The sequence below is a fragment of the Chryseobacterium sp. CBTAP 102 genome, from assembly GCF_003201365.1.
Taxonomy (GTDB): Bacteria; Bacteroidota; Bacteroidia; order Flavobacteriales; family Weeksellaceae; genus Chryseobacterium; species Chryseobacterium candidae.
The window spans coordinates 53,681-68,168 of record NZ_QICX01000002.1; the positions used below are offsets into that span (position 1 = coordinate 53,681).

Sequence of the window (14,488 nt, forward strand, 5' to 3'; positions counted from 1 at the left end):
TAGGGGATTAATTTATCCCTATGCGATTCGTAAGACCGTACTTGTAAGAGCCCGTCATACTCCTGAAATTTGTACAAAAAAGAAATCATGACAGAATCATTTCATTTCAACAACGAATTGTCAGGTAAAATTGCTTTGGTGACCGGAGGAACAAGAGGAACCGGAAAATCTATTGCCGAAAGATTACTCACTGCTGGTGCTACTGTAATTGTCACTGCAAGAAATCAGCCTGAAGAGATGAATAATCAACTTCATTTTATTTCAGGAGATCTCAGCCTGGCAAAAGGTACTGAAAAGCTGGTAAGAGAAGTGTTGTCTACTTTTGGCAAGCTTGATATTTTAATTAATACATTGGGTGGTTCAGAAACGCCAGGTGGTGGCTTCTCTGTTTTAAGTGATGAAGACTGGGAAAATACAATTCAGACCAATTTATTGGCACCCGTTCGTTTAGACAGAGGATTTCTGCCGCAAATGCTGGAACGAAAAACGGGAGTGATCATTCATATTGCCTCCATTCAGGGAAGGCTACCTTTATTTGATTCAACATTACCCTATGCTGCTGCCAAAGCCGGATTGATCAATTATAGTAAAGGTTTATCAAAAGAAGTTTCTCCAAAGGGAGTTCGTGTTCTTACCGTTTCTCCAGGCTGGATCATGACCTCATCTGCCATCCGAATGATGAAACGCATTGCTAAAAGTTCAGAAACTTCAATAGAAGAGCCTACTCAAAGTGTCATGGATGCGTTGGGTGGAATTCCCATTGGTAAACCTGCCCAGCCAGAAGATATTGCAGAGTTTGTTGGATTTTTAGTTTCTCCACGGGCACAATATCTAACCGGGACCGAATATGTAATAGATGGCGGCACTATTCCAACTGTTTAATCATTTAAAAATAACAATATGAACTTACCTAACATTTTACAGGAATTCTTGAAGGCGCAGGAACTTTTTGACAGTATTTCTTTCTCTAACTGTTTTTCTGAACAGGCATCCGTATTTGATGAAGGAAAAATATACACCGGAAAAGAGGAAATAAGACAATGGAATGAAAAATCCAATAATGAATACAAAACCTTGTTTGAGGTAAAAGATTTTTCGGTGAAGGATAATACAACCGTTTTAAGAATTAATATTTCCGGTTCTTTTGATGGAAGTCCGGCAATGCTGAATTTTCATTTCCGAACGAAGAACGATCTTATTATGGCTTTAGCTATTACTGAATAAGTTGTAAAAACAAAGAATCCCAAAGCTTGCTTTGGGATTCTTTTATATTGTAAGCAAATATTATCTGCTTGCGATGTCGATGTAGTTTCTTTCCTGAGCACCTTGGTAAACCTGTCTTGGTCTTCCGATCGGGTCTCCTTTCAGTCTCATTTCTTTCCACTGAGAAATCCATCCCGGAAGTCTTCCTAATGCAAACATTACGGTGAACATTTCTGTAGGAATTCCTAATGCTCTGTAGATGATCCCTGAGTAGAAGTCTACGTTTGGATATAGTTTTCTTTCTACGAAGTATTCGTCTTCCAGCGCTACTCTTTCCAACTGCATTGCAATGTCAAGAGCTTTATCCTGGATGCCTAATGCTTTAAGGATATCGTCAGCAGCTTTCTTGATGATTTTCGCTCTTGGGTCGAAGTTTTTGTAAACTCTGTGTCCGAATCCCATTAGACGGAAGTTATCATTCTTATCTTTAGCTTTAGCAACATATTTAGATACGTCACCACCATCTTTCTCAATCATTTCAAGCATTTCGATTACAGCCTGATTAGCACCACCGTGAAGTGGTCCCCAAAGTGCAGATACCCCAGCAGAGATAGAAGCGAAAAGACCTGTGTGAGCAGAACCTACCATTCTTACTGTAGAAGTAGAACAGTTTTGTTCGTGGTCTGCGTGAAGGATTAATAATTTATCTAAAGCATTTACCACTACCGGATCGATTTCGAAATCAGCGTTTGGTAATCTGAAGGCCATTTTGTAGAAGTTCTCTACATAGTTCAGGTTGTTATCACCGTGGTTTAATGGTAAACCTTGAGTTTTTCTGTAAGTCCATGCACAAAGGTGAGAGAACTTAGCGATCATAAGCTCAGCAGCATGATCCATTTCTTCTTTAGAGTTTACGTTAACGGCTTTCGGGTTGAAAGCTGTCAAAGCAGAAGTTAAAGAAGACAAAACTCCCATAGGATGAGCAGAACGAGGAAAAACATCAATGATTTTTTTCATTTCGTCTGCGATGAAGTTATATTTTTTAATATTGTTGTCGAATGAAGTAAACTGGTCCTGAGTAGGTAATTCTCCATGTAATAAAAGATACATTACTTCAGTGAAGTTAGATTTCTCAGCAATCTGCTCGATTGGATAACCTCTGTAGAATAATTCTCCTTTATCTCCGTCTAAGTAAGTGATGTCGCTAATAGTAGCCCCTGTATTTTTGTAACCTAAATCCAGAGTGATCAAACCTGTCTGGTCTCTTAATTTTGAAATATCAATCCCTCTGTCTCCGATAGTACTATCCACGATTGGATATTCATATGAATTACCGTCGTAATTCAATATTACTTTGTTGTCTGACATTATTTATTTATTTTTTTTAAATATACTACTTTCCATAAAATACGGCAAACAAAAATTATCGCTTGCCGTTATTTATAAATTCGATTATCTTTTAATTTTAAATGCTCCTAAACCCGGGAAAATTGCAGTTTCACCAAGTGCTTCTTCAATTCTTAACAGCTGGTTATATTTTGCCATTCTGTCTGATCTTGAAGCTGAACCTGTCTTGATCTGTCCACAGTTCATTGCTACTGCTAAATCAGCAATTGTAGAGTCTTCAGTTTCTCCTGATCTGTGAGACATCACTGAAGTAAACTTGTTATTCTGAGCCATCTGTACAGCAGCCATTGTTTCAGAAAGAGAACCAATCTGGTTTACTTTTACAAGGATTGAATTCGCAATGCCTTCGGTTACTCCTCTTGATAATCTGTCTACGTTGGTTACAAATAAATCATCACCTACCAGCTGTACTCTGTCACCGATTTTGTCTGTTAACATTTTCCATCCTTCCCAGTCATCTTCCTGCATTCCGTCTTCGATAGAGATAATTGGATATTTAGCAGCCAATTCTGCAAGGTAAGAAACCTGCTCTTCTCTTGATCTGTGAGCGCCTTTGTCTCCTTCGAATTTTCTGTAATCGTAGGTTCCGTCTTTATAGAATTCTGAAGCAGCACAGTCTAATGCCAGCATGATGTCATCACCTGGCTTATAACCTGCTTTTTCGATCGCCTGAAGTAAGGTATCCAAAGCATCTTCTGTTCCGTTGAAAGTAGGAGCAAAACCTCCTTCGTCTCCTACTGCTGTAGAAAGACCTCTTCCTTTAAGGATCGATTTTAGGTTGTGGAAAATTTCAGTTCCTTTTCTCAAAGCGTGAGAGAAAGAATCTGCTTTTACCGGCATAATCATGAATTCCTGGAATGCAATAGGAGCATCTGAGTGAGATCCTCCGTTAATTACATTCATCATTGGAACAGGAAGAGTGTTTGCGTTCACTCCGCCTACGTATTTATAAAGAGGCATTCCCAATTCAGCAGCTGCAGCTCTGGCTACCGCCAAAGAAACACCAAGAATAGCATTAGCACCAAGATTTCCTTTGTTAGGCGTTCCGTCAAGATCAATCATAATCTGATCGATATAGTTTTGTTCAAAAACCGGTTGCCCTACTAAATTCTCTGCAATTACTTCTTTTACATTTTCAACAGCTTTAAGGACTCCTTTTCCCTGATATTCCGAACCGCCGTCACGTAATTCTACCGCCTCGTGTTCACCTGTAGATGCTCCTGAAGGTACAGCTGCACGGCCCATTGCCCCGCTTTCTGTAAATACATCTACTTCAATGGTAGGATTTCCTCTGGAATCTAAAATCTGTCTTGCTTCTATGTAAGAAATTGCACTCATTTTTTATTTTTTTTAGTTTAGACAAATTTAATCAAAATTTAACTTTCAGGGGTATTTCAGCGTATTTTTTTGAAATAAATCCGAGTTAAATTTTAGTTAATTTATATTATGATAATTCCCCATTTTAAAGCCAATAGATCAGGAGTTTAAAATAGGCCAATAATAAAGAAAACTCACCTTAAAAAGTGAGCTTTATTATACGTTACATAAGTTACTGTTATTTTCTGGGAGAAGGAGATAAAAGACCTGCAAGGGCACCTATTGCTCCTGATGAAATAGTAGCAAAGATTGTTACCAGCTGACTATCCGGTTTTTCTTTACTGTGAACGGAAAGAATAATAAGTCCTGCAATAATGGCGATCACCGCCAGCCCGAGCATAAGAACAATAATTCGGTAGATCCAATAATCGGTTTCTTTCGGATTTCTTATCTCTACACCTTTTATAGCTTCTACAGGGTTGGTTTTGAATTTTTCCTGAAGATCACTGTTGTTTTTTAAAGCACCTTCTAAGTCTTCGATGTCGTTAATAAGAGTTTTCATGGCTTTTAGTTTTATATATCAAATTTCCCTCTAAAAACCAGATCTGTCAATTACACAAAAGGGTAATTTATACTGTTATTTTGAAAACCATACTGGTTCCGGGGTTTTCGGTTATGATGTGACATTCACCAGACAATTCGCTCATTCTTCGTTTCATATTTCTAAGACCATTACCTTGCTTATGTACCTCAGAAATCCCGATTCCATTATCTGATATTTTCATAGAGAAATTATTTCCTTCCTGTGAAAATGAAAGTTTCAAAATATTTGCATGACTGTGTTTGTACACATTATTAACAGCTTCTTTTAAACAGAGAAAAAGATTACGTCTCATTTCTGTAGAAATAGGCTTTTCTGCTATGATACCTTCATATTCTGACTGCACGACTATTTTCGTTTTCTTCAAAAAGTTTCCGGTATAAAAGATAGCATAGTCCACAAAGCTTCCCAGAGTGTCATTTCCTGAATTCAGGCTCCAAAGCATTTCTCTCATGGAGATATTCATTTCTTCGGACGTTTTCAGAAGTTCATCGATATCGTTTTGCAGATCATCGTCTTCTGCTTTCTGTTTCAGAAATTCTGCCTGAAGTTTTAATGCTGAAATTCCGGCTCCGAGATCATCATGCATATCGTGGGAGATACGTTCTCTCTCCTGTTCCAGCATTTTTTGTTTTTCCAGTTCTTTCTGGAGGAGCTGGTTTTGGTACTCAGCTTCTTTGAGCTGTTGTTCTTTAAGATAAAGAAGTTGTTTTCGATTGTATGTTAGAACAACAAAGATGATAAACAATACAAACAGCATCACTACAATGATAGCCGTTATATATACGATCTTTATTTCTAATGGAAGATTTTTCATCGTTTGCAAAATAAACCTCGTAAGAATAATGAATATGCAATTATATTAATTATAGTAAACACATAAGATATTTCTTTTAAAAACTCAGGGTCTTTTTTATTAAATAAATACATCGGAAACATCCTAAAAATATAAAACATTGCCCAAAATAATAATGAACTGCTTATCCAAAAAAAACATAAATTCAAAATATTCTCTTCTTGATCTTTACTTGATATTTTCTTATAAAACCAAAACAAGGAAATGAAAAACAAAAAAATACAATATAAGTACCCTGTAATGATGGAATAATTAGTTTTGGAAATGAAAATAAATATTCCTCCCAATATAAAAAATAAAAGGGTGGTTACCTTAATTACGTATTTATCATTAATCTCTTTATTATAAATATATCCAAAATAAATTATACAGAACAGATCCAGATAATTATACATTCTTGCAGCTACAAAGCTTGCTTTTATTGTAAATAATATTTCAGTTATAATTGTAATTCCGAAATAAATCCAAAATAATTGTTTCCATAATTTCTTTTCAATTATGGAAACAGTAAAATTTGTAATAATTACAATATAGTATATTATATCAAGAATGATCATTTAGCACCCCGGAGGACAGAGTCCGTTTCTATCATAAGCACCTAAACCAGATATCGGGGTAAATTTATTCCCTTCGTAATAACCCAATATCATAATAAATGTTAGTCTGTGATTATAGTTTGCTTTAAAAGAAGTTCCATCATCCTTTACTACTTCAACCAAATCGTCTGAAATATGCATTGCCGGATGAAAAGAGATAACAAGATTCGGATACTTTGGTTTTAGTCTCACAAGTTCAGCATAAAAAGTATCATATAAGATAAATCTTTCGGTATTTGAAGTTGCTGGATCATGCCTACGAATAAGTGCATCTAATATTTTTTTAAGCCCATCATTATACGTCTTTTTATAGTTGTCAAATTCATCTCTAATGATTTTCTCTTTAGCTAATTTGTTATCTAAAATATAGTACTCATTTTTATTTTCATCTTCGTATAAAAAAACTAATCCATATTTATCTGCACCTATAAAAATTTTAACCTTTTTATTATTTTTAAATAAATCTGTGGCTACTTCATAGGATATGTGAAGAATTTCTTTATAAACTCCAGCAATATCATCTGACTTACTAAATGCATTTGTCATGTCCATGGCAGTTCCTGCATCAATTTCATGATTTGTACTTTGTTCTCGAATTTTATAATCATTCCAGTCAATTTCTGTACGCTCTATAAATTCACTAGAATTGAGCCTAGAAATTTCATCGTTACAGAATGATTTTATCTGACTTAACTCATCAACAGTTACAATTCCGTAATCCACGAGTTGGTGAATTCTCCCTGTTAGGTTTAATAAATCTTGTTTTTCACTCATAATTTCAGTTTTTAAAATGGTTAAACTTATTAATTGCCTCCACTTTGTTGTTTACGTGAAGTTTTCTGTAGATATTTCCGACGTGTTTTTTCACGGTATCAATGCTGATGAATTTCTGATCTGCGATTTCTTTGTAGAGAAGTCCCTGTGAAAGAAGTTCAAGAATTTCCTTTTCACGTTCGGTAAGTTCATCGAAACCCTTAATCTCAGGAAGTTTTTTCTCAAAATGCATAAGTACTCTTCGTGCAATAGAAAAACTCATAGGAGCACCTCCGTGGTATACGTCCCGGATGGAAGAAAGAATCTTGTCCATACTTTCTCCTTTTACAAGGTATCCCATAGCGCCAGCTTTTAAGGAATTAAAGATCTTTTCATCATCGTCAAAGCTGGTACACATGATGAACTGTGTATTGGGCATTTCTTTTCGCAGCTTTTCTATGATTTCGATTCCGAGCATATCCTGTAATTGGATATCCATCATCACTACATCCGGAGAAAAATCGGCTAGGTTTTTCATAGCATCATTCCCGTCAAAGAACTGAGCGATTACTCTCATGTCGTTCTGGTAATTGATGACCTTCTTCAACGCATTGTTGTAGTTTTTTTCGTCCTCTACTATGGCAATGGAAATGCTCATGACCTTTTTTGTTTGTAGCAAATTTCAACAGAAAACAATTTGAAATCAATTACACCTTTGTGTAATATTAGAGTTTGAGTTTGAAGTTATGTTCAGTCTTTTAGTTTTTACTAAATTTAATCATTTTTTCACTTTAAAAACAAGATTAATCCAAATATTTCACAATAAATTAAAATAAAAATCAAGAAGTTATAATTACAATTTTAAAATTAATTATTATTTCATAATCTGATCAAAGATAGGATGATCAATACTGCTTACGGTATTATGGAATTTGATCCACACAAAAATCTGAATCCGGTTCTTATCTTTCTTAAACCATATTCCAGGAATGTAAAGCACTTGCTCATAACCTGATATGGTTCACCAGTATCTTCCGGCATTTTCTCATTTGATAAAAAGAACCGCCTCTCTCTAATTTCAAAATTTTCTTTTTGTCTAGACCTAATGTTCAAGGAGAAAAATAAAAGAATTATGCCTCAATATCGGTTAAAATTTCTCATATTGTAAGGCATGATTTTTGTAAAATTAAAGTATAAAATCATATTGAATATCAAATAATATAATCATGAAAAAAAGTCTTTTAGCACTAAGTGCTGTACTGGCACTAGTGGTAGTGAGCTGTAAAAAAAGTGAAAGCGGAAACAAAAGTGTTATCAAAACAGAAAGTTCAGAAACTGTGGTTACAGACCATAACGGAAAAATAGATTCGGTAACCCAAAGCTCCTCGACAGTGGATATCAACGGTCAGAAGACTGAGAAAACAGATTTTGTTTATAAAGCTACAGACGGAACGTTAGTAAAGGTAGTATTCAAAAATGATCCGAAGGAAAGTACAGTAGCCATTACCAGCAATAAGAAAACATTTACATTACCTAAATCAGAAACTAAAGGTGATGAAACGATTTACAAAAAAGATGATATGACTGCAAGAGTAAAAGGAGACAGTCTTCACCTTGAACAGGGTAATAATATTATTGAGTTGAAAAGAACAAAAATCTAAATAAAAAATGTCCTTCAATATTGAGGGACATTTTTATCGGGTACCTCCCCATTATTTCTCAACATACCTTTTCATCCATATTATGGAAAATAAAAAAACCATCCGAAAACGGATGGTTTTTATGTATATCTGAATGAATATTACTCTTCAGTTTTTTCTTCAGTAGTATCAGCTTTAGCTTCTTCTACTTTCTCTTCTACTGCTGGAGCTTCAGCAACTACTGCTTCAGCTTTTTTAGGTGCAGCAGATGATCTTCTGCTTCTTCTTGTAGCTTTTTTCTCCTCTGCATTCGGGTTGTAAAGCTCGTTGAAATCTACCAATTCGATAAGAGCAGTATCAGCAGCATCACCTGGTCTGAATCCTGTCTTGATGATTCTTGTATAACCACCGTTTCTTTCAGCGATTTTAGGAGCTACAGTTCTGAATAATTCAGCAACCGCAAATTTATTTTGAAGGTAAGAGAATACTACTCTTCTGTTGTGTGTAGTATCTTCTTTTGCTTTTGTTAATAGAGGCTCAACATATACTCTTAAAGCTTTAGCTTTAGCTACAGTAGTGTTGATTCTTTTATGCTCAATTAGAGAACAAGCCATATTAGAAAGTAAAGCACTTCTGTGAGAAGCTGTTCTTCCTAAGTGATTGAATTTTTTACCGTGTCTCATTATTAATTATTTATCAGCGTCTAACTTATATTTTGCAACGTCGAAACCGAAGTTAAGACCTTTTGAATGCACTAATTCTTCTAGTTCTGTCAAAGATTTTTTACCAAAATTTCTGAATTTCATCAAATCAGACTTACTGTAAGAAACCAATTCTCCAAGAGTTTCTACTTCAGCTGCTTTCAGACAGTTAAGGGCTCTTACAGAAAGATCCATATCTGCTAATTTAGACTTAAGAAGTTGTCTTGTGTGAAGAGTTTCTTCATCGTACTGGATAGATGCTTTTACAGCTTCAGTTTCAAGCGTGATTCTCTCATCAGAGAACAGCATGAAGTGATAAATTAATATCTTGGAAGCCTCAGTTAAAGCATTCTGAGGGCTGATAGACCCATCAGTTTCTATATCTAATACAAGTTTTTCGTAGTCTGTTTTTTGCTCTACACGATAATTTTCAATGCTATATTGTACTTTCTTGATCGGCGTAAAAATAGAGTCAATAGCAATAGTTCCTACAGGAGCATTGTTTGATTTATTTTGTTCAGAAGGAACATACCCTCTACCTTTTTCAATATTGAAAGTAATTTCGAAAGTTACATCACTGTTTAGGTTGCAGATCACCAAATCCGGGTTTAAAACCTCAAATCCGTTGATAGACTTTCCTAAATCACCAGCAGTAATAACCGTTTGACCTGAAACTTTAGCAACAACCTGCTCGTTAGCCTGGCCTTCTGCTGCAGCTTTTAATCTTACCTGCTTAAGGTTTAGAATAATTTCGGTAACGTCTTCGATTACTCCTGGAATAGTTGAAAATTCGTGCTCTACACCTTCTATTTTGATAGATGAAATAGCGTATCCTTCCAGAGAAGAAAGCAACACTCTTCTCAAAGCATTACCGATTGTAAGCCCGAAACCTGGTTCTAAAGGTCTGAATTCAAATTGACCTTTAAATTCATCAGAGTTAAGTAAAATTACTTTATCGGGTTTTATGAATTGTAAAATTGCCATATTATTGGGTTGAGCAAAAATTTGATTAAAAAATTATTTAGAGTAAAGTTCGACGATAAGGTTTTCCTTAATGTCCTCCGGAATCTGGATTCTTTCAGGAGCAGAAATGAAAGTTCCTTCTTTCTTCTCATCGTTGAATTGTAACCACTCATAGTTTGACTTAGAAGCCAATGCATTGGTAACAACTTCAAGAGACTTAGACTTTTCTCTTACAGTGATTACATCACCAGCTTTTACCAAGTAAGAAGGGATGTTAAGAATCTCTCCGTTCACAGTGATGTGTCTGTGAGAAACCAATTGTCTAGCACCAGATCTTGTTTTAGCAAAACCTAATCTGTATACTACGTTATCCAATCTTGATTCACAAAGTTGTAATAGAACTTCCCCTGTTACACCTTTACTTCTGTGTGCTTTGTCAAATAAGTTAGCAAACTGTCTTTCTAAAATACCGTAAGTATATTTAGCTTTTTGTTTTTCTGCCAACTGAACTGCATATTCTGATTTTTTAGCACCTCTTCTTTTGTTAGGACCGTGTTGTCCTGGCGGTTGGTTTTTTCTTTTTTCGAAGTTTTTATCATCTCCGTAGATTGCAGCACCAAACTTTCTAGCAATCTTAGTTTTAGGTCCAATATATCTTGCCATAATGGGTAAATTCTAAAAATTAAACTCTTCTTCTTTTTGGTGGTCTACATCCATTGTGTGGCATAGGAGTCACATCAATGATTTCGCTAACTTCAATTCCTGAATTGTGGATAGATCTGATAGCAGATTCTCTACCTGCACCCGGACCTTTCACAAACACCTTTACTCTTCTTAAACCAGCTTCGTGAGCTACAGCAGAGCAATTTTCAGCTGCCATCTGAGCAGCAAATGGAGTATTCTTTTTAGAACCTCTGAAACCCATTTTACCGGCAGAAGCCCAAGAGATAACCTCTCCGTTTTTATTTGTTAAAGAAATGATGATGTTATTGAAAGAAGCCTGAATATGAGCTTCACCAATAGCTTCAACTTTTACTTTTCTTTTCTTAACTACTTTAGTTTGTTTTGCCATAATTCCTAACGATTATTTACTAGCTTTTTTCTTGTTAGCAACAGTTTTTCTCTTTCCTTTTCGGGTTCTAGAGTTGTTTTTCGTTCTCTGGCCTCTTAAAGGTAATCCAAGTCTGTGACGTATTCCTCGTTGGCATCCTATGTCCATTAATCTCTTAATGTTCAATTGCACTTCAGATCTTAATTCTCCTTCTACTTTTACGTTTTCTGAGATATACGTTCTGATTGCAGCCAATTCATCGTCATTCCATTCGTTGACTTTTTTGTCTTCGCTGATACCGGCAGCTTTAAGGATTTCAGAAGAAGTACTTCTTCCAACTCCATAGATGTAAGTTAAACCGATAACTCCTCTTTTGTTTTTTGGTAAATCAATACCTGCAATTCTCGCCATAATTTAATTAACCTTGTCTTTGTTTAAATTTTGGGTTCTTCTTGTTGATTACGAATAGTACACCTTTTCTGCGTACGATTTTGCAATCAGCGCTTCTTTTTTTAATTGATGCTCTTACTTTCATTTTGATAGTATTTATTTTTTAACAATAGCCAAATGAAATCCTAAGACTCCATTTGGCATTTGTTTAATATCTAAATGTGATTCTCCCTTTTGATAAATCATAAGGAGACATTTCTAGTTTCACCTTATCACCAGGTAAAAGTTTAATATAATGCATTCTCATTTTACCAGAAATATGAGCGATAAGAATATGCCCATTTTCTAGTTCTACACGGAACTGAGCGTTCGAAAGTGCTTCCGTTATAACGCCGTCTTGTTCAATATGTTTTTGTTTTGCCATAAATTAATATCCAGTCGTTCTTGATAATTTAGACTGCATTAAGCCATCATAATGATGGTTCAGCAGATATGTATTAATCTGTTGAACTGTATCTAAAATTACACCCACCATAATTAATAGTGACGTTCCCCCGAAAAATAGGGCAAACGCATCTGTCTGAACAAAGGTTCCGTGCACAATTGCCGGAAGGATTGCAAAGATAGATAAAAATATTGCACCTGGCAAGGTAATTTTTGATAAAATATCATCTAAATAATCAGCCGTCTCTTTTCCTGGTCTTACTTTCGGTACTAAACCTCCATTTCTCTTCAAATCATCAGCCATTTGGTTTACCGGGATTGTAATTGCAGTATAGAAAAACGAGAAGATAATAATTAATAGCGCAAACAATACGTTGTACTGCCAGCTAAAAACATTCTTGAAACCTGCAAGAAAAGTATTAGACTCATCGAATTTTGTTAATAATCCTGGTACGAACATCAGTGCCTGAGCAAAGATAATCGGCATTACACCAGCAGCATTTACTTTCAATGGAATCCATTGTCTTGCTCCCTGCATAAGATTTCTGTTTACACCTCCTCTTGCTTGAGCTCTGCTTACATACTGAATGGGAATTTTTCTAACAGCTACTGATAAGATTACTGCTAAAAGAACTACCAACATCCAGAATAATACTTCAATAAGGATCATGATAGATCCCATTCCTCCTTTTCCGTTCTGCACGGCCATCTCCTGTACGAATGCCTCAGGTAATCTTGAAAGGATCCCCACCATAATAAGGATAGAGATACCATTTCCGATTCCTTTATCGGTAATCTTTTCACCCAGCCACATTGCGAATACTGAACCGGCAACCAAAATAACAATACTTGGCAACCAGAACATGATTGAATTTGGCTCTACATAGTATGCAGACTGGAACTGAGCATATGGTAAGAATAATTGAGTAATAGAAGTTAAGTAAGAAGGTGCCTGTACCAGACAAACTCCAATTGTTAACCATCTTGTAATTTGGTTCAATGTATTTCTACCTGACTCTCCATCTTTCTGAAGCTTCTGAAGATAAGGAATAGCCATCCCCATCAACTGAACAATAATAGAAGCAGAAATATAAGGCATGATTCCCAACGCCATTACGGAAGCGTGGCTGAAAGCTCCCCCCGTAAACGACGAAAGCAAGCCAAGGAGACCTGCTCCTTGCTTGTTACCGCCTTGATTTTTATAATGCTCTAAGAGATCTCCCACCTCTGCAAGGTTAATTGCAGGAAGCGAGATATAAGATGCGAATCTATACACAAGGATAATACCTAAAGTAAAGAGAATTTTATCTCTAAGTTCTTTAAGACTCCAAATATTTTTAAGTGTTTGTATAAATTCTTTCATTAGTAAGTATTATAAGGTAATTGCTTTTCCACCTGCTTTAGCAATAAGCTCTTCAGCAGATTTAGTGAATTTGTCAGCAGAGATTGAAACCGCAGATTTCAATTCTCCTCTACCCATAATTTTCACTAATTCGTTTTTAGAAACTATCCCGTTTGCTACTAAAACTTCTTTCGTGATATCTCCAGTGATGGATTTGTTCTCGATTAAAGTTTGAATAGTATCAAGGTTAACTCCTCTAAACTCTTTTCTGTTTACGTTTTTGAATCCGAATTTAGGTAATCTTCTTTGTAAAGGCATCTGTCCACCTTCGAAACCGATTTTTTGAGAATAACCAGCTCTAGCTTTCTGACCTTTGTGTCCTTTTGTTGAAGTACCTCCTTTTCCGCTACCCTGACCTCTACCAATTCTCTTTGAGTTGAAAGTAGATCCTGCAGCAGGTTGTATGTTATTTAAATTCATTTTAATTTCTCTTTTATAAAATTATTTTTGAACTTCAAGTAAGTGGCTTACTGCAGCGATCATTCCTAAGATTGAAGGAGTAGCTTCGTGCTCTACAACTTGGTGAAGTTTTTTTAATCCTAATGCTTCAAGCGTTCTCTTTTGGGTTTTTGTTCTACCAATAGCGCTTCTTACTTGCTTTACTTTAATTGTTGCCATTGCTTTAATTATTAACCGTTAAACACTTTACTTAGAGAAATTCCTCTCATTCTAGCGATTTCTTCAGGTCTTCTGATATCTAATAACGCTTTGAAAGTAGCTTTCACCACGTTGTGAGGGTTAGAAGATCCTTTAGATTTTGAAAGGATATCGTGAATACCAGCAGATTCCAATACCGCTCTTACCGCACCTCCGGCGATCAATCCTGTACCGTGAGAAGCAGGTCTTAAAAAGATATCTGCACCACCGTATCTGGCAGTAGTTTGGTGAGGGATAGTATGGTTCATTACAGGAACTTTCACAAGGTTTTTCTTAGCGTCTTCAACTGCTTTAGCAATTGCAGAAGCTACCTCTTTAGATTTTCCTAAACCGAAACCGATAACACCTTCTTCGTTTCCTACTACAACAATAGCAGAAAATCCGAAAGCTCTACCTCCTTTTGTTACTTTTGTTACTCTGTTAACAGCTACGAGACGATCTTTTAATTCTAATCCTCCCGGTTTTACTCTTTCTATATTATCTAGTCCTAACATATTTTCCGAAATT

20 protein-coding genes are annotated in these 14,488 nt (G+C 35.7%); 3 read left to right on the forward strand and 17 right to left on the reverse strand.

Translation table 11 applies throughout. The features are described from left to right. The first annotated feature begins 87 nt into the window (after window positions 1-87). A complete protein-coding gene (locus C8D70_RS03530; protein WP_110366417.1) occupies window positions 88-882 on the forward strand; it encodes an SDR family oxidoreductase in 795 nt (264 codons plus the stop codon). 18 nt (window positions 883-900) lie between these two features. Beyond that, window positions 901-1,224, forward strand: coding sequence for a nuclear transport factor 2 family protein (locus tag C8D70_RS03535; protein WP_110366418.1), 324 nt, complete (start codon window positions 901-903; stop codon window positions 1,222-1,224). A 60-nt stretch (window positions 1,225-1,284) separates the two neighbouring features. On the opposite strand, the gene C8D70_RS03540 is transcribed toward C8D70_RS03535, so the two are convergent. The 6 genes from C8D70_RS03540 to C8D70_RS03570 form a co-directional block, all read right to left on the reverse strand. Continuing rightward, window positions 1,285-2,571: a citrate synthase gene (locus C8D70_RS03540; protein WP_110366419.1), complete on the reverse strand. Its 1,287-nt coding sequence runs from the start codon at window positions 2,569-2,571 to the stop codon at window positions 1,285-1,287. An 84-nt stretch (window positions 2,572-2,655) separates the two neighbouring features. Beyond that, window positions 2,656-3,948 carry a phosphopyruvate hydratase gene (eno, locus tag C8D70_RS03545; protein WP_076596988.1) on the reverse strand — a complete coding sequence of 431 codons (1,293 nt, stop codon included), beginning with the start codon at window positions 3,946-3,948 and terminating at the stop codon, window positions 2,656-2,658. Window positions 3,949-4,165: 217 nt separating this feature from the next. Further along, a complete protein-coding gene (locus C8D70_RS03550) occupies window positions 4,166-4,489 on the reverse strand; it encodes a hypothetical protein (protein WP_076596989.1) in 324 nt (107 codons plus the stop codon). Window positions 4,490-4,556: 67 nt separating this feature from the next. After that, on the reverse strand, window positions 4,557-5,345 hold the full coding sequence (locus C8D70_RS03555) for a sensor histidine kinase (RefSeq protein ID WP_110366420.1): 789 nt from the start codon (window positions 5,343-5,345) through the stop codon (window positions 4,557-4,559). 596 nt (window positions 5,346-5,941) lie between these two features. Further along, window positions 5,942-6,754, reverse strand: a complete 813-nt coding sequence (locus tag C8D70_RS03565) for a hypothetical protein (RefSeq protein WP_110366422.1) — start codon at window positions 6,752-6,754, stop codon at window positions 5,942-5,944. A 4-nt stretch (window positions 6,755-6,758) separates the two neighbouring features. Then, window positions 6,759-7,391, reverse strand: a complete 633-nt coding sequence (locus C8D70_RS03570) for a response regulator (RefSeq protein WP_110366423.1) — start codon at window positions 7,389-7,391, stop codon at window positions 6,759-6,761. A 568-nt stretch (window positions 7,392-7,959) separates the two neighbouring features. Here C8D70_RS03570 and C8D70_RS03575 point away from each other — a divergent pair. Continuing rightward, window positions 7,960-8,394 carry a hypothetical protein gene (locus tag C8D70_RS03575; protein ID WP_076596993.1) on the forward strand — a complete coding sequence of 145 codons (435 nt, stop codon included), beginning with the start codon at window positions 7,960-7,962 and terminating at the stop codon, window positions 8,392-8,394. A 140-nt stretch (window positions 8,395-8,534) separates the two neighbouring features. On the opposite strand, the gene rplQ is transcribed toward C8D70_RS03575, so the two are convergent. The 11 genes from rplQ to rpsE all read right to left on the reverse strand — a co-directional run bounded on the left by rplQ (window position 8,535) and on the right by rpsE (window position 14,475). Further along, complete coding sequence (rplQ, locus tag C8D70_RS03580) at window positions 8,535-9,056, reverse strand: 50S ribosomal protein L17 (protein ID WP_066695984.1); 522 nt, start codon at window positions 9,054-9,056, stop codon at window positions 8,535-8,537. A gap of 6 nt (window positions 9,057-9,062) precedes the next feature. Next, complete coding sequence (locus tag C8D70_RS03585) at window positions 9,063-10,058, reverse strand: DNA-directed RNA polymerase subunit alpha (protein ID WP_047376582.1); 996 nt, start codon at window positions 10,056-10,058, stop codon at window positions 9,063-9,065. Between the two features lie 33 nt (window positions 10,059-10,091). Beyond that, the gene (gene rpsD / locus C8D70_RS03590) at window positions 10,092-10,700 is read right to left on the reverse strand and encodes a 30S ribosomal protein S4 (RefSeq protein WP_076596994.1); all 609 of its coding nucleotides are present in this window, start codon (window positions 10,698-10,700) and stop codon (window positions 10,092-10,094) included. Window positions 10,701-10,719: 19 nt separating this feature from the next. After that, a complete protein-coding gene (gene rpsK, locus C8D70_RS03595) occupies window positions 10,720-11,109 on the reverse strand; it encodes a 30S ribosomal protein S11 (protein WP_002983263.1) in 390 nt (129 codons plus the stop codon). Window positions 11,110-11,121: 12 nt separating this feature from the next. After that, the gene (gene rpsM, locus C8D70_RS03600; protein ID WP_002983260.1) at window positions 11,122-11,499 is read right to left on the reverse strand and encodes a 30S ribosomal protein S13; all 378 of its coding nucleotides are present in this window, start codon (window positions 11,497-11,499) and stop codon (window positions 11,122-11,124) included. Window positions 11,500-11,506: 7 nt separating this feature from the next. Next, window positions 11,507-11,623: a 50S ribosomal protein L36 gene (gene rpmJ / locus C8D70_RS03605; protein ID WP_007839480.1), complete on the reverse strand. Its 117-nt coding sequence runs from the start codon at window positions 11,621-11,623 to the stop codon at window positions 11,507-11,509. 63 nt (window positions 11,624-11,686) lie between these two features. Further along, window positions 11,687-11,902, reverse strand: a complete 216-nt coding sequence (gene infA, locus C8D70_RS03610; RefSeq protein ID WP_027381317.1) for a translation initiation factor IF-1 — start codon at window positions 11,900-11,902, stop codon at window positions 11,687-11,689. A 3-nt stretch (window positions 11,903-11,905) separates the two neighbouring features. After that, a complete protein-coding gene (secY, locus tag C8D70_RS03615) occupies window positions 11,906-13,285 on the reverse strand; it encodes a preprotein translocase subunit SecY (protein WP_062673613.1) in 1,380 nt (459 codons plus the stop codon). 9 nt (window positions 13,286-13,294) lie between these two features. Next, complete coding sequence (rplO, locus tag C8D70_RS03620) at window positions 13,295-13,744, reverse strand: 50S ribosomal protein L15 (protein ID WP_034694692.1); 450 nt, start codon at window positions 13,742-13,744, stop codon at window positions 13,295-13,297. A gap of 21 nt (window positions 13,745-13,765) precedes the next feature. Beyond that, entirely contained in the window at window positions 13,766-13,942 is a 177-nt protein-coding gene (gene rpmD / locus C8D70_RS03625) for a 50S ribosomal protein L30 (RefSeq protein ID WP_029297759.1), read from the reverse strand. An 11-nt stretch (window positions 13,943-13,953) separates the two neighbouring features. After that, window positions 13,954-14,475, reverse strand: a complete 522-nt coding sequence (rpsE, locus tag C8D70_RS03630) for a 30S ribosomal protein S5 (protein ID WP_002983245.1) — start codon at window positions 14,473-14,475, stop codon at window positions 13,954-13,956. Window positions 14,476-14,488 lie beyond the last annotated feature (13 nt).

Coding starts and splice junctions, on each gene's coding strand:
- C8D70_RS03530 (WP_110366417.1), top strand. CDS start 88: ATGACAGAATCATTTCATTTCAACAACGAATTGTCAGGTAAAATTGCT.
- C8D70_RS03570 (WP_110366423.1), bottom strand. CDS start 7,391: ATGAGCATTTCCATTGCCATAGTAGAGGACGAAAAAAACTACAACAAT.
- rpmD (WP_029297759.1), bottom strand. CDS start 13,942: ATGGCAACAATTAAAGTAAAGCAAGTAAGAAGCGCTATTGGTAGAACA.
- secY (WP_062673613.1), bottom strand. CDS start 13,285: ATGAAAGAATTTATACAAACACTTAAAAATATTTGGAGTCTTAAAGAA.
- eno (WP_076596988.1), bottom strand. CDS start 3,948: ATGAGTGCAATTTCTTACATAGAAGCAAGACAGATTTTAGATTCCAGA.
- rplQ (WP_066695984.1), bottom strand. CDS start 9,056: ATGAGACACGGTAAAAAATTCAATCACTTAGGAAGAACAGCTTCTCAC.
- C8D70_RS03585 (WP_047376582.1), bottom strand. CDS start 10,058: ATGGCAATTTTACAATTCATAAAACCCGATAAAGTAATTTTACTTAAC.
- C8D70_RS03565 (WP_110366422.1), bottom strand. CDS start 6,754: ATGAGTGAAAAACAAGATTTATTAAACCTAACAGGGAGAATTCACCAA.
- C8D70_RS03575 (WP_076596993.1), top strand. CDS start 7,960: ATGAAAAAAAGTCTTTTAGCACTAAGTGCTGTACTGGCACTAGTGGTA.
- rpmJ (WP_007839480.1), bottom strand. CDS start 11,623: ATGAAAGTAAGAGCATCAATTAAAAAAAGAAGCGCTGATTGCAAAATC.
- rpsE (WP_002983245.1), bottom strand. CDS start 14,475: ATGTTAGGACTAGATAATATAGAAAGAGTAAAACCGGGAGGATTAGAA.
- rpsD (WP_076596994.1), bottom strand. CDS start 10,700: ATGGCAAGATATATTGGACCTAAAACTAAGATTGCTAGAAAGTTTGGT.
- rpsM (WP_002983260.1), bottom strand. CDS start 11,499: ATGGCGAGAATTGCAGGTATTGATTTACCAAAAAACAAAAGAGGAGTT.
- C8D70_RS03550 (WP_076596989.1), bottom strand. CDS start 4,489: ATGAAAACTCTTATTAACGACATCGAAGACTTAGAAGGTGCTTTAAAA.
- C8D70_RS03540 (WP_110366419.1), bottom strand. CDS start 2,571: ATGTCAGACAACAAAGTAATATTGAATTACGACGGTAATTCATATGAA.
- C8D70_RS03535 (WP_110366418.1), top strand. CDS start 901: ATGAACTTACCTAACATTTTACAGGAATTCTTGAAGGCGCAGGAACTT.
- rplO (WP_034694692.1), bottom strand. CDS start 13,744: ATGAATTTAAATAACATACAACCTGCTGCAGGATCTACTTTCAACTCA.
- rpsK (WP_002983263.1), bottom strand. CDS start 11,109: ATGGCAAAACAAACTAAAGTAGTTAAGAAAAGAAAAGTAAAAGTTGAA.
- C8D70_RS03555 (WP_110366420.1), bottom strand. CDS start 5,345: ATGAAAAATCTTCCATTAGAAATAAAGATCGTATATATAACGGCTATC.
- infA (WP_027381317.1), bottom strand. CDS start 11,902: ATGGCAAAACAAAAACATATTGAACAAGACGGCGTTATAACGGAAGCA.